The organism is Neobacillus sp. 204, from assembly GCF_046562815.1.
Lineage (GTDB): Bacteria > Bacillota > Bacilli > Bacillales > Cytobacillaceae > Neobacillus.
This window is the reverse complement of the sequence record NZ_JBJORY010000004.1, coordinates 127608-140294: the sequence shown is the minus strand read 5'-3', so window position 1 is coordinate 140294 and position 12687 is coordinate 127608. Positions and strand designations below refer to the sequence as shown.

Below are 12687 nucleotides of genomic sequence, written 5' to 3'. Positions count from 1 at the left end.
TCCTGTTACAATAAACAGGAGGCTTTGAAGATGCGCTCGGCAGGAATCGAACCTGCATTTCAAGCTTCGGAGGCTTGCGTGCTATCCGTTGCACCACGAGCGCAAATATTAGCGACTTACATATTATATGCCAGTTTCTTTAACTTTGCAAGCATGTGATTTGGTTTAAAATCGTCAAGATTGGATATGATGGATTAGGGAAAGTTGTCGAACATTTTTAAAGCCAAATGGTTTGACCTTTATTGACCATCAGTGTATGATAACAATACATATTACTATTACCTTTACAATCAAAGGAGGAAGAAAAATGAATTTAATCCCTACAGTAATTGAACAAACAAACCGGGGCGAGCGTGCGTATGACATTTACTCCCGTCTGTTAAAAGACCGGATTATTATGTTGGGAAGTGCCATCGATGATCATGTGGCTAACAGCATTGTAGCACAATTATTATTCCTTGAAGCGGATAACCCAGAAAAAGATATTTCTTTATATATCAACAGCCCAGGCGGCAGCATCACAGCTGGTATGGCGATTTATGATACGATGCAATTCATCAAACCAAAGGTTCAAACGATTTGTATTGGTATGGCTGCATCCATGGGTGCATTCTTACTTGCAGCTGGGGAAAAAGGCAAGCGTTATGCCCTTCCAAATGCTGAGGTTATGATTCACCAACCACTAGGCGGTGCCCAAGGACAAGCAACTGAAATCGAGATTGCTGCCAAACGCATTCTCTTCCTTCGCGAAAAATTAAATGGTATTCTTGCAGAACGTACTGGACAGTCCCTTGAAGTAATCGCTAAAGATACTGACCGCGATAATTTCATGACGGCTGACCGTGCAAAAGAATATGGTCTAATCGACCATATCATCACACGTAATCTAATTGATGATGAGAAGAAAAATAAATAAGTAAATAACAGTAAAAGCAATCGGCATTGACCGGTTGCTTTTTTTAATGGCTGTTTTCGTAATCAAACTTAATTCTGAGTGAACGTTTTGTGCTGCTTCAGTTCTTACGGACAAAACTCGCTATGCCACATCACGAAATGTCCGTAATACCGGTTCTTACGGACAAAACTCGCTAAGTCACATCACGAAATGTCCGTAATACTGGCAATTACAATTTGAACATAATCTGAAGCAACAATCTTTTAGAAAAGAGCCATTTAAAATCGAAACGACCGGTTCCAAATTGGAGCCGGTCGTAAATAATTAATGTTCTTTCTGGATAAAATCAGCTAATGCTTCAATGGCAGAAGCTTCATCCTCGCCATCTGCAACGATATCAATCATGACACCCGAGCCAACTGCAAGACTCATTAAGCCCATAATGCTTTTCGCATTCACTTTCTTTCCGTCCTTTTCAAGGAAAATATCCGCTGTAAACCGGTTGGCTTCTTGGACAAAAAGAGCGGCAGGCCGTGCTTGAAGGCCAGTTTTTAATTTTACTTCTACTTGTTTCACTAACATTACACAATTCCTCCTCATGTTTATTCTCTATTTTTATTAGTTTTTGTTCACAATATTTGGTTGCGAGCACATGTTATGGCTTTCACATGTTTAGCTGCTTGAGAATTGTTTTATTCTTTTATAACTATATCCCCTGCACGAAGCTTTTCTGCGATTGCATCAATTTTTCTTAAACGATGATTAATTCCAGATTTACTGATGGCACCACCAGAAACCATTTCGCCCAATTCTTTAAGGGTCACATCTGTATAATTTAAGCGGAGTTCTGCAATTTCTCTTAATTTTTCAGGTAAAATTTGCAGACCAACCGTTTGATTGATGTAGCGAATATTCTCGACCTGCCTAATCGAAGCACCAATCGTTTTATTAAGATTGGCGGTTTCACAGTTTACAAGCCGATTAACTGAATTGCGCATATCACGAACAATTCGAACATCTTCGAAGCGGAGCAAGGCGTTATGAGCACCGACGATATTTAAGAACTCGGTGATTTTCTCCGCTTCTTTTAAATAGGTAATATAGCCTTTTTTGCGTTCAAGTGTTTTACTATTCAGTCCAAATGTATTCATTAATTCGCATAAAGAATCATTGTGTTCTTTATAGAGCGAAAAAATTTCTAAATGATAAGAAGATGTTTCAGGATTATTGACGGATCCACCCGCTAGAAATGCACCGCGCAGATAAGAACGCTTACAACATTTCTTTTTCACAAGTTCCTGCGAAATATCATGAATGATGGTAAAACCCTCACCGATAATTTTTGTATCCTCGAGAATTTCCTTAGCCTGCTGGGATAAGCGGACAATATAGACGTTGTTTTTTTTCAAACGCATCTTTTTCCGCACAAGCAACTCTACTTGGACGTCGTAACTCTTTTTTATTAATGTATAAATTCTTCTGGCAATCGCAGCATTTTCGGTTTGAATATCAACAACTAACTTACGATTTGAGAATGAAAGGGAACCATTCATCCGAATGAGAGCCGACAGCTCTGCTTGAATGCAGCACGTTTTCACTTCTAAGTTAGTTAATTCCTTTTTCGTTTCCGAAGCGAAAGACATCCCTTCACCCCCTAAAAAAACAATGTGTTTTTTTAATAAGTACTATATTTACGTTTCATAACGCTTTTTGGTTTCATCTAAAAGCAAATTATATAAAATTTTTGCGACTTTTTTCGGGTCATGCCTTAATGCCCCATTTTCTTGATAAGCAATATCCGCATGAACCACTTCAAGCCCTAATTCAAACAGCCGCTGCAAATCGTAGACAACAGGGTCTGCCAACTCTTCATTATAGCGAAGCTGGATGTCCTGTGGGATTTCTTCATTGTTAACAAGGATTGTATTGATAAAAGCACAGCTCATATGATCATAGAGCGCTTTTACATGATCGCTTGCTGAAAAACCATGTGTTTCTCCAGCCTGAGTCATTAAATTACAGATATAGACCTTTTTGGCATGTGATCGGCACAGTTCATCCCCGATTTTTGGAACCAGCAGATTAGGCAAAATGCTTGTATATAAGCTTCCTGGCCCGATGATGATTAAATCAGCCTGACGGATGGCTTGAAGGGTCTCTGGTAATGGACGAATTTTTTCCGGTGTCATAAACACCTTTTTAATTCTTTTACCGGAGTAAGGAATTTTTGATTCCCCTGAGACAATCGTCCCGTCTTCCATTTCAGCATGGAGAACAACACTTTGATTTGCTGCTGGAAGGACTTTGCCGTGAACATTTAAAATCTTACTCATTTCCTGAATGGCGTGAACAAAATTCCCCGTGATCGAGGTCATAGCTGCCAAAATTAAATTTCCAAGCGAATGTCCGGAAAGTTCATTCGATGTTTTAAATCGATGCTGAAACATTTCCTCAACGAGCGGTTCTACATCCGATAATGATGCTAACACATTGCGGATGTCACCAGGAGGAGGAATATGCAAATCCTCACGCAAACGTCCTGAGCTGCCGCCGTCATCCGCGACTGTCACAATGGCGGTAATATCCACAGGAAACTGCTTTAATCCACGCAATAAAACTGGCAATCCTGTTCCCCCGCCAATGACGACAATTCGTGGCTGTCCGTAAATGCTCATGTTGTTTTTTCCTTTCTCCTCTCAATGTCACGATGAGAAATACATGTCTTGTAGTCCTTTTGAAAAAATTCACCAAGATACTCAGCTAGTGTTACCGAACGATGCTGTCCACCTGTACAGCCAATCGCAATAACCAGCTGCGCTTTACCTTCTCGTTTATAATGCGGAAGCATGAAGGATAGCAGGTCGGTTACCTTTTCCAAGAACTTATGCGTTTCATTCCATTTTAATACATAGCTAGAAACATCTTCATCAAGTCCTGTTTTAGGTCTCATATGATCGATATAATGAGGATTTGGCAAGAAGCGTACATCAAACACTAAATCTGCATCAATAGGAATTCCATATTTAAAGCCGAATGACATGACATTGACAGTGAAGATTGATTGTTTATTCGCCGTAAATTCCGTTAATATTTTCTCACGAAGCTCCCGTGGTTTCATCTGGGAAGTATTGTATATCAGTTGAGCCCTGCCTTTTAGTTCTTCAAGAAGCTCACGCTCTAGCGTTATTCCTTCTAACGGCAGACCTGTTTGTGCAAGCGGATGCGACCGCCTTGTTTCTTTATATCTACGTACTAATGTGGAATCATCCGCATCTAAAAATAAGATTTGCGGTGTCACCCAAGATGTTTCTGCCAGTTCATCTAATGCTTTAAAGAGATGATCAAAGAATTCTCTGCCGCGCAGGTCCATCACGAGGGCGACTTTATTCATCTTATTCCCCGATTCCTTCATTAGTTCAAGGAATTTTGGAAGTAAGGTTGGAGGCAAATTATCGACACAGAAGAACCCTAAATCTTCAAAACTTTGAATGGCTACAGTTTTACCCGCACCAGACATTCCTGTAATAATTACCATTTGTACGTCATTTACCGCACCGGTACTCATTTTTAATTCCCCCTATAGTTAGCTTGGATCTAATCGGTAACTGATTAGTTGAAAGTCTTTTGTATAAGTAAAAGTACCGTAAATGATTCCTTTTCCGTGAATCATATAATCAAGAATATGATAATCTCCAGCAGCCATTGGCAATTTTTTTAATTGGTCAATCTTTTGCCACTCCAGCTTACCTTCTTCAGATTCGTCTAAATCAATACCGTCTGAATCGTTTGCTACAAAAGTAAACATCATCCATTCCGAAAGGAGCTGGTCATTTTCTTTCATAATCATTGTAAAAATCCCTTTTAATTGTGGATTTTTCAAATAAATGCCCGTTTCCTCACGGTACTCTCTGATGCAAGAGTCTCGAACCGATTCGCCCGGCTCCATTTTCCCACCAGGAGCAACCCACCAGCCACGGCGTGGCTTTTGCAGTAACAATATTTTTTCGTCTCTTATCAATACACAATTGGTGACTCGTTGCACAACATTCACCCTCTTATCAAGCATATGTAATGTAACAGCTCGCCTTAGGATCTTGCGGTTTTTAGAACAAGGTCTTTTTGAGGCATGGCTATATATCCTACAATACCTTTACATTCATTCTTATCATTATACTATTTTTGGGATACAGTCACAATGAATACAAATTTGATATTTGTGTTAATTATTTCACCTTGTTACTATAGCTAACATACTTTTTAACAAAATCAGGAACGATCAGGCTGAACCAAAAAAATAGCACAGGCTACGGGCCTGTGCATAAAACAAATATATTTTTAAAGGGGGTCAATTACTATTTATATCATACCGCAACTATATTGCACGATTGTTACAGAAGAATTAAAACAGAGTTACGTTTTCAAAAAACAGTTTCCAACGGCAATCTTTATCTTTTTTGTTTTAAGCCTTCTTTAAGTTCTTCAATATAATGCTGGGCACTTTGGGCAGCAATACTGCCATCTCCAGTGGCAGTGACAATCTGGCGCAATGTTTTTTCACGAATATCACCAGCTGCATAAATTCCCCGAACCTTTGTCTCCATCCGGTCATTGGTTTCGATATACCCATTTTCATTGGTAATTCCAAGATTCATAAATGGTTTAGAAAGAGGGACCATTCCGATATAGATAAAGACGCCGTCAGCCGGTAATACTTGCTCTTCACCATTTTCGGTAGAAACGAGCGTTACACTTCCCACTTTGCCATCTTTATCATTGATTGCCTTGATCGTGTGATTCCAAATAAAATCAACTTTTTCATTGGCAAAAGCACGATCTTGAAGAATCTTTTGGGCACGAAGTTCATTTCTGCGATGGACGATGGTTACTTTGGAAGCAAAACGGGTTAAGTAGACACCCTCTTCCACAGCTGAGTCCCCTCCACCAATAACAAATAATTCTTTTTCTTTAAAGAATGCCCCATCACAAACCGCACAATAGGAAACGCCTCGGCCGCCAAGTTCTTTTTCCCCTGGGACGCCAATTTTCTTATACTCTGCACCTGTTGTGATGATGACAGCATATGCTTTATATTGTTTTGACCCTGCAACAACGATTTTATGGTCGCCCTGATCAATGATTTCTTTGATATCGCCATACGCGTATTCTGCACCAAATTTTTTGGCATGCTCGAACATCTTCGTTGATAAATCCGGACCTAAGATACTTTCAAAGCCTGGATAGTTTTCAACGTCTTCCGTATTGGCCATTTGTCCGCCCGGCATCCCGCGCTCAATCATAAGAGTGGAAAGGTTCGCTCGTGATGTATAAACAGCCGCTGTCATCCCCGCAGGGCCAGCACCGGCAATAATAACGTCATAAATTTTTTCTTCAGACATGATATAAAACACTCCCTATATAAAAAAAATACGATTAAGTAAGATTATTGTTCCCTTACTTAATCGTATATAACAAATGATTTATCGTCCACCAATTTGCTTAGTTCAAATAGTTATTCACTATTTTTACATATTTACCAATGGTTGCTGGGGAAATCCCATAGCGAGTGGCTACTTCTTGCTGGGATACTTTTTCACTGCGTAGTTTGTGCCACATATACTCGACGGCTCCCGCCCAGGCACGTTTATTTTTCAAATGATTTCTGTCTTTAGAAACCTCGACAAACACAGAAAACCACATAAGATATAAACCGGCCTCGATTGTTCCAATCGGTTGATGGGTTTCATAAAAAAGCTCGGCAACTTCCTGTGCATCGGCTGTCTTCGAAGGTTTACCTGAGCGAATCAACGAGATATATTCCTTTTCCAACGCGGTAAATTTTTGATTTTGAAACAGCCGCTTGGAGGTGATGATTTCTTCTTTTTTACTCGAAACGGTCGTTAGGAAAAGAGCGAATAAGCGCTCCTCCACATAGTCGCTGTCCAGTTTTTGAAAAATGGACCCTGAAAGGTCTTCAAAACCGTTAGCTGACGCATTTTCTTTATTCCATGGTTCGGAGCCTTCTTTATCAGGATTAAGTTCCAGCACTTTTTTCCAGATGCTTTTCGCAAAATTTTCATTGCCTGTGAAATAGGCAGAATGAGAAAGCCAGTAGTAAAACGGACCATCTCCATCAAAGCCATGCTTATATAATTTTTTCAGCCATAAATAAGCTAGGCCATATTCTCCTACCAAAGCAAACGAGGCACCCAGTTTAAATTGCTGTTCACTAAGAAGCGGTTGAATCTTCTTTAAGGTGTCAATCATCCCAGCAACATTTTTCGCTTGCCCTTGATAATATGCAAAGACAAGCCTATTACATAAAGCATGGAGATTCCCTGGATTCCGCTCTAAAACATCGGCTATAATGGATTCCGCCTTTTCGGTCTTTCCTAGATAAAAATAAGCAAGCGCCAAGTTATTGTAAGCAGACCAGTACTCGGGATAATCCTTGACGACATCTTTTAATAGTTCAATTGCCTTTGGAAAATATCCTGACTCGAGCAGGTCACGAGCTTTTTCTTGTTTGACAATTAAGTCATCCTGCTGATACAACTCGTCCTCAAGATCTTCTGCCTCAAAGGTAAGTACATCTAGTAATTCCTCTGTATCGTCGCTAAAGTCACCATCTGGATCCAGCTGTAAATATAGTTTTGCATGGTGATAAGCATCTTTAAAAAATCCCAAATGGGCATAGTTATTGGCCAAAAAGTAATGGCATTCCACCATTTCTTGATCTAGTTCTTCAAGGATGAGGTGCAAGAGTCGGTTGGAATTTTCAAACTCGCCAAGTTCTGTTGACACAATCGCCAACTGGCATATAATCATCGGTTCACCCGGCTCAAGCTGCATCGCTCGCCCAAGATATTTTTTTGCTTTTATAAAATCACGTCGATGGAATGCCTTTAAACCCTTCGTGAAATAATATTCCCCCGTAGGAACAAATGTAAATAATTTTCCCATATGCATTCTTGCTTTCGCGTCTTTACCCATGAAGTCCTCCACATTTTTTAACATAACTAAGGTAGTATACCACACCTAGGAGTTATTCGAGAAGGTACCTGAAAAAAAGCCTAAAAAAACCGGTTTTTTTATGACCGGTCCTTGTGTCTTTCTTCTAATGTTTTCAACACTTCTATAAATGGAAGCCCTTGTTCAACAAGCAATACCTGCAAGTGATAAAGCAAATCAGCTGCCTCCCACCTTAATTCCACCGGGTCACGGTTTTTTGCCGCAATAATCACTTCAGCCGCTTCTTCACCGACCTTTTTCAAAATCTTATCGACGCCTTTTTCAAAAAGATAGGTTGTGTATGCCCCTTCTGGACGCTCTCGTTCACGATCGACGATTACTTTTTCAAGCGATTGTAAAATCTGATAATCAGCCAAACTTGGTGTTCCGGAATGGCCCCGTTCTGAAAAACAGCTCACCGCACCGGTATGGCAGGCAGGACCTTTCGGATAAACAAGGACCAGTAATGCATCCTGATCACAATCATAATTGATGCTGACAACGGTCTGGGTATTACCGCTCGTTGCTCCTTTATGCCATAGTTCCTGACGAGAACGGCTGTAAAACCATGTTTCCCCCGTTTCAATCGTTTTGGAGAGTGACTCCTCGTTCATATAAGCGAGCGTTAATACTTCTTTCGTCCCAGCGTCTTGGATAATTGCCGGCACTAACCCTTTTTCATCAAACCGAACATTCATCGAACCGTCACTCCTTTTTCCCGTAAATAACTTTTTACCAAATGAACCGAAGTCTCTTTATAGTGGAAGATAGACGCAGCCAAAGCAGCATCTGCTTTTCCGGCTACAAATGCCTCCTCAAAATGTTCCGAATTACCGGCCCCACCCGAGGCAATCACTGGAATGGTTACCGCTTCACTTACTGCCTTCGTCAGCTTGAGGTCGAAGCCATTTTTCTCACCGTCACTATCCATACTAGTCAGTAAAATTTCACCGGCACCTAACCGGGCTGCTTCTACTGCCCATTCAATCACCAGTTTGTCTGTAGGTGTCCTGCCGCCGTGCGTAAATACTCGCCATGTTCCTACTTCCTCATCAAATTTCGCATCAATCGCGACAACGATGCATTGCGATCCAAAGTAATCGGTACCTTCCTTGATTAGTTCCGGATGAAGGACAGCCGCCGTGTTCAATGACACTTTATCTGCCCCGGCGCGGAGGATTCTTTTCATATCTTCCAAAGCATTAATGCCTCCACCTACAGTAAACGGAATCGCCAACTCCGAAGCGACTGCCTTTACAACTTCAACCATTGTTTTTCTACCTTCCACCGAGGCAGAGATATCTAGAAATACAAGCTCGTCGGCTCCCTGCTCATCATAAAAACGGGCTAATTCGACGGGATCGCCGGCATCGCGAAGTTGCACAAATTGGATCCCTTTGACGACCCGTCCGTCCTTCACATCAAGGCATGGGATGATTCGTTTTGTTAATGTCATTGGGTCCCACCCTCTTTCAGGGCTTCTTTTAACGTGAACCTGTTTTCATAAAGGGCTTTTCCAACAATAGCTCCTTGGATCCCTTTAGACGCAATTGCTTTTAAGTCTGCTAAACTGCTTACTCCTCCGGAGGCAATTACATTTTTCCCAGTCACTTCGGCCATTTCACAAACAGCGTCAATATTCGGACCAGCCAGCGTCCCATCTGTAGCAATATCAGTGAAAATAAATGTCTCTGCTCCAGCTTCTGCAAAGCGCTTGCCTAGATCGACCGCCTTTAGTTCTGAAGTATCCAACCATCCGTGTGTCGCGACATAGCCGTTTTTGGCATCAATGCCCACCGCAATTTTACCGCCGTATTTTTTGATCATCTCGATGGCAAATTCAGGGTTGGAAACAGCAATACTGCCAATAATCACGCGGTTAACACCATTCTCAAGATAATGGAGGATATCCTCCTCTGATCGAATGCCGCCGCCAATCTGAATTTTCACCTGTAACTTTTGCGCTGCCTCGATCACAAAGCGATTGTTCACCCGCATGCCATCCTTCGCCCCGTCAAGGTCCACCATGTGGATCCATTCGGCACCATCTTCAGCAAAACTCTTAGCCATATCAAACGGCGAGTTCCCGTAAATGGTTTCTTGGTCGTAATCCCCTTGGAGAAGTCGGACGCACTTGCCGCCGCGCATATCAATTGCCGGATAAATCGTTAAACTCATCGGATTGCCTTCCTTTCCTCCACCATTTGTAAAAAATTCGCTAAAAGGGCCATGCCCAGCTTGCTGCTTTTTTCCGGATGAAACTGCATCCCAAAAATATTATTTCTGCCCACAACAGCAGATACTTGTTCGTTATAATTAGCCTTGGCCAATAACACGTCTGAGTTCTCCGCATTCACATAATAGGAATGCACGAAATAGACATAATCCTCTTCCAAATTATTCAACAACGGCGATGCTTGAACAAATTCAAGCCGATTCCAGCCCATGTGTGGAACTTTGTAAGTCTGCCCTTCAGGTGTTTTTCCTGGAAAACGGCGAACACTGCCTGGTAACAATCCTAAACCTTTGGTCGGTCCATTTTCCTCACTATTTTCAAACAACAGCTGCATGCCAAGGCAGATGCCAAGAAGCGGTTTGCCTGATGCCACAAATTCCTTGATCGTCTCCACTGGCAACCGTTCCATCGCATCACGAAAGGAGCCGACACCAGGAAGAAGCAATGCATCCGCAGCTAGCAGCTGCCCTTTGTCCGCGGAAATAAAATACTCTGCGCCCAGCCGTTCCAACGCCTTGCTAACACTAAACAGATTTCCCATTCCATAGTCAACAATGCCAATCATTTCTAACATCCTTTCACGGTGCCTTTTATGGTGCCTGACACCCATTCGTTATGTTTTTCACATGGTGCCTGACACCATTACTCCTTCTATAGCATTCCTTTTGTTGATGGAACGCCTTTGATGCGCGGGTCGATGGTTGTGGCTTCATCTAAGGCACGTCCGAGTGCTTTAAAGACGGCTTCGATCATATGGTGTGTATTTTTTCCATAATGGACGATGACATGGAGATTCATCCGTGCCTCTAGCGCAAGTTTCCATAAAAATTCATGCACCAGCTCGGTATCAAATGTGCCCACCTTTTGTCCTGGGAACTCAGCACGCATTTCCAGATGCGGACGATTACTAAGGTCAACCACAACCTGTGCCAACGCTTCATCCATCGGTACAAAAGCATTCCCATAGCGCTTAATCCCCCGTTTGTCACCCAATGCTTCACGCAACGCCTGTCCAAGACAAATACCGATATCTTCCGTTGTATGGTGATCGTCGACCTCTGTATCCCCGTTCGCATTCACTGTCAGATTGAATTGTCCATGTTTTGTAAATAAATCAAGCATATGGGTCATAAACGGTACACCCGTTTCTAGCTTAGACTGACCGTCTCCATCTACATCTAAGGTTAATTGAATTTGTGTTTCATTTGTGTTCCGTTCAATACTTGCGATTCTTTCCATGAAAGGGTCCCCCTATATATTGTCAGTACGATAATTTCCCGTCGTTCTTTAATCGGCATTCAACTGCCCGTGCATGGGCCTCTAGTCCTTCCTTCCGGGCAAACTCAGCAATCTTCGCTCCATTTTCCTCCATCGCCTTTTGGCTGTAAATAATCACACTTGATTTTTTCTGAAAATCGTCCACATTCAGCGGGCTTGAAAAACGGGCCGTCCCGTTGGTCGGAAGAACGTGGTTAGGACCAGCAAAATAGTCACCAACCGGCTCTGAGCTATAACGGCCGACAAAAATGGCTCCTGCGTGTCGAATTTTCCCAAGGAGTTCAATCGCATTTTCGGTGATTATTTCTAAATGCTCTGGAGCTAATTGGTTAACGGTTTCGATGGCCTCTTCGATGGTTTCCGTTATGTAAATGGCACCATAATCCACAATCGAGCGGGAGGCGATGTCTTTTCGTGGCAGCAGTTCTAGCTGCTTTGCGACTTCATCAGCAACTGCTTCCGCCAAGACACTCGATGGTGTGACTAGGACACTGCAGGCGCGCGGATCGTGCTCAGCCTGTGATAATAGGTCTGCTGCTACCTCATCTGCTCTTGCCGTTTCATCTGCTAAAATCGCAATCTCGCTTGGACCAGCAATCATATCAATGTCGACATCCCCGAAAACCTCTCGTTTTGCCAACGCCACAAAAATATTTCCGGGACCAGTAATTTTATCAACGGAGTTAATTGATTCGGTTCCATAAGCAAGTGCCGCGATCGCTTGGGCCCCGCCGACCTTATAAATTTCTTTAACGCCTGCTTCTTTCGCAGCGACAAGGACAGTAGCCGGTAACTGGCCTTGGTCGTCCGGTGGAGACACCATTACAATCCGCTTCACCCCGGCTACTTTGGCTGGAAGGACGTTCATCAGAACAGAGGATGGGTAGGCGGCTGTTCCACCCGGCACATATACCCCGACTGAATCGAGCGGTGTAATCTTTTGACCTAAAACCGTTCCATTCTCGTCGGTCGTCATCCATGACGGCCGCAGCTGCTTTTCATGGAACGAGCGAATATTTTCCGCTGCTTCCCGAACAATGGATATAAAACGCTCATCTACCTGCTCGTAGGCAGCCTCTATTTCATTTTCGGTGACGGAAAATGAAGCTAAGTGAACGCGGTCGAATTTCTCCGTATATTCACGTAATGCCCCGTCGCCACGTGTGCGGATCGCTCCAATAATTTCTTTGACCACCTCTACCTGCTCAGAGGTACCTGACTCAATTGATCGCTTTATCGAAACCAGGTCATTTACTTTTACTATCTTCAT

14 protein-coding genes and 1 tRNA gene are annotated in these 12687 nt (G+C 42.5%); 1 reads left to right on the top strand and 14 read right to left on the bottom strand.

What is annotated here, in order from left to right:
• Positions 1-31 precede the first annotated feature (31 nt).
• A tRNA-Arg gene (locus tag ACJ004_RS09995) sits at positions 32-103 on the bottom strand.
• 204 nt (positions 104-307) lie between these two features.
• Between ACJ004_RS09995 and clpP the strand changes: the two genes are divergently transcribed.
• Positions 308-916: an ATP-dependent Clp endopeptidase proteolytic subunit ClpP gene (clpP, locus tag ACJ004_RS09990; protein WP_410892771.1), complete on the top strand. Its 609-nt coding sequence runs from the start codon at positions 308-310 to the stop codon at positions 914-916.
• 303 nt (positions 917-1219) lie between these two features.
• Here clpP and ACJ004_RS09985 read toward each other — a convergent pair whose 3' ends face one another.
• The 13 genes from ACJ004_RS09985 to hisD all read right to left on the bottom strand — a co-directional run bounded on the left by ACJ004_RS09985 (position 1220) and on the right by hisD (position 12687).
• The gene (locus ACJ004_RS09985; RefSeq protein WP_410892770.1) at positions 1220-1477 is read right to left on the bottom strand and encodes an HPr family phosphocarrier protein; all 258 of its coding nucleotides are present in this window, start codon (positions 1475-1477) and stop codon (positions 1220-1222) included.
• A 110-nt stretch (positions 1478-1587) separates the two neighbouring features.
• Positions 1588-2538 carry a DNA-binding protein WhiA gene (gene whiA, locus ACJ004_RS09980; RefSeq protein WP_410892769.1) on the bottom strand — a complete coding sequence of 317 codons (951 nt, stop codon included), beginning with the start codon at positions 2536-2538 and terminating at the stop codon, positions 1588-1590.
• A gap of 48 nt (positions 2539-2586) precedes the next feature.
• On the bottom strand, positions 2587-3570 hold the full coding sequence (locus tag ACJ004_RS09975) for a gluconeogenesis factor YvcK family protein (RefSeq protein ID WP_410892768.1): 984 nt from the start codon (positions 3568-3570) through the stop codon (positions 2587-2589).
• Entirely contained in the window at positions 3567-4460 is an 894-nt protein-coding gene (gene rapZ, locus ACJ004_RS09970) for an RNase adapter RapZ (RefSeq protein WP_410892767.1), read from the bottom strand. Before rapZ ends, ACJ004_RS09975 begins: the two co-directional genes overlap by 4 nt.
• A gap of 18 nt (positions 4461-4478) precedes the next feature.
• Complete coding sequence (locus ACJ004_RS09965) at positions 4479-4937, bottom strand: 8-oxo-dGTP diphosphatase (RefSeq protein WP_410892766.1); 459 nt, start codon at positions 4935-4937, stop codon at positions 4479-4481.
• 403 nt (positions 4938-5340) lie between these two features.
• Complete coding sequence (gene trxB / locus ACJ004_RS09960; RefSeq protein WP_410892765.1) at positions 5341-6291, bottom strand: thioredoxin-disulfide reductase; 951 nt, start codon at positions 6289-6291, stop codon at positions 5341-5343.
• A 100-nt stretch (positions 6292-6391) separates the two neighbouring features.
• Entirely contained in the window at positions 6392-7885 is a 1494-nt protein-coding gene (locus tag ACJ004_RS09955) for a tetratricopeptide repeat protein (protein WP_410892764.1), read from the bottom strand.
• Positions 7886-7983: 98 nt separating this feature from the next.
• Positions 7984-8601 carry a bifunctional phosphoribosyl-AMP cyclohydrolase/phosphoribosyl-ATP diphosphatase HisIE gene (gene hisIE, locus ACJ004_RS09950; protein WP_410892763.1) on the bottom strand — a complete coding sequence of 206 codons (618 nt, stop codon included), beginning with the start codon at positions 8599-8601 and terminating at the stop codon, positions 7984-7986.
• Positions 8598-9359, bottom strand: coding sequence for an imidazole glycerol phosphate synthase subunit HisF (hisF, locus tag ACJ004_RS09945; protein WP_410892762.1), 762 nt, complete (start codon positions 9357-9359; stop codon positions 8598-8600). The genes hisIE and hisF overlap by 4 nt, the downstream gene beginning before the upstream one ends.
• Entirely contained in the window at positions 9356-10081 is a 726-nt protein-coding gene (hisA, locus tag ACJ004_RS09940; protein WP_410892761.1) for a 1-(5-phosphoribosyl)-5-[(5-phosphoribosylamino)methylideneamino]imidazole-4-carboxamide isomerase, read from the bottom strand. Before hisA ends, hisF begins: the two co-directional genes overlap by 4 nt.
• Complete coding sequence (gene hisH / locus ACJ004_RS09935; RefSeq protein WP_410893072.1) at positions 10078-10704, bottom strand: imidazole glycerol phosphate synthase subunit HisH; 627 nt, start codon at positions 10702-10704, stop codon at positions 10078-10080. Before hisH ends, hisA begins: the two co-directional genes overlap by 4 nt.
• Positions 10705-10790: 86 nt before the next feature.
• Positions 10791-11378 (bottom strand): imidazoleglycerol-phosphate dehydratase HisB, encoded by a 588-nt coding sequence (gene hisB, locus ACJ004_RS09930; protein WP_410892760.1) that lies wholly within the window; start codon positions 11376-11378, stop codon positions 10791-10793.
• 22 nt (positions 11379-11400) lie between these two features.
• Complete coding sequence (gene hisD / locus ACJ004_RS09925; RefSeq protein WP_410892759.1) at positions 11401-12687, bottom strand: histidinol dehydrogenase; 1287 nt, start codon at positions 12685-12687, stop codon at positions 11401-11403.

Excerpts from the sequence above, each read along its gene's own strand:
- clpP (WP_410892771.1), top strand. The coding sequence starts at position 308 with ATGAATTTAATCCCTACAGTAATTGAACAAACAAACCGGGGCGAGCGT.
- ACJ004_RS09985 (WP_410892770.1), bottom strand. The coding sequence starts at position 1,477 with ATGTTAGTGAAACAAGTAGAAGTAAAATTAAAAACTGGCCTTCAAGCA.
- whiA (WP_410892769.1), bottom strand. The coding sequence starts at position 2,538 with ATGTCTTTCGCTTCGGAAACGAAAAAGGAATTAACTAACTTAGAAGTG.
- ACJ004_RS09975 (WP_410892768.1), bottom strand. The coding sequence starts at position 3,570 with ATGAGCATTTACGGACAGCCACGAATTGTCGTCATTGGCGGGGGAACA.
- rapZ (WP_410892767.1), bottom strand. The coding sequence starts at position 4,460 with ATGAGTACCGGTGCGGTAAATGACGTACAAATGGTAATTATTACAGGA.
- trxB (WP_410892765.1), bottom strand. The coding sequence starts at position 6,291 with ATGTCTGAAGAAAAAATTTATGACGTTATTATTGCCGGTGCTGGCCCT.
- ACJ004_RS09955 (WP_410892764.1), bottom strand. The coding sequence starts at position 7,885 with ATGGGTAAAGACGCGAAAGCAAGAATGCATATGGGAAAATTATTTACA.
- hisIE (WP_410892763.1), bottom strand. The coding sequence starts at position 8,601 with ATGAATGTTCGGTTTGATGAAAAAGGGTTAGTGCCGGCAATTATCCAA.
- hisF (WP_410892762.1), bottom strand. The coding sequence starts at position 9,359 with ATGACATTAACAAAACGAATCATCCCATGCCTTGATGTGAAGGACGGA.
- hisA (WP_410892761.1), bottom strand. The coding sequence starts at position 10,081 with ATGAGTTTAACGATTTATCCGGCAATTGATATGCGCGGCGGCAAGTGC.
- hisH (WP_410893072.1), bottom strand. The coding sequence starts at position 10,704 with ATGATTGGCATTGTTGACTATGGAATGGGAAATCTGTTTAGTGTTAGC.
- hisB (WP_410892760.1), bottom strand. The coding sequence starts at position 11,378 with ATGGAAAGAATCGCAAGTATTGAACGGAACACAAATGAAACACAAATT.
- hisD (WP_410892759.1), bottom strand. The coding sequence starts at position 12,687 with ATGAAGATAGTAAAAGTAAATGACCTGGTTTCGATAAAGCGATCAATT.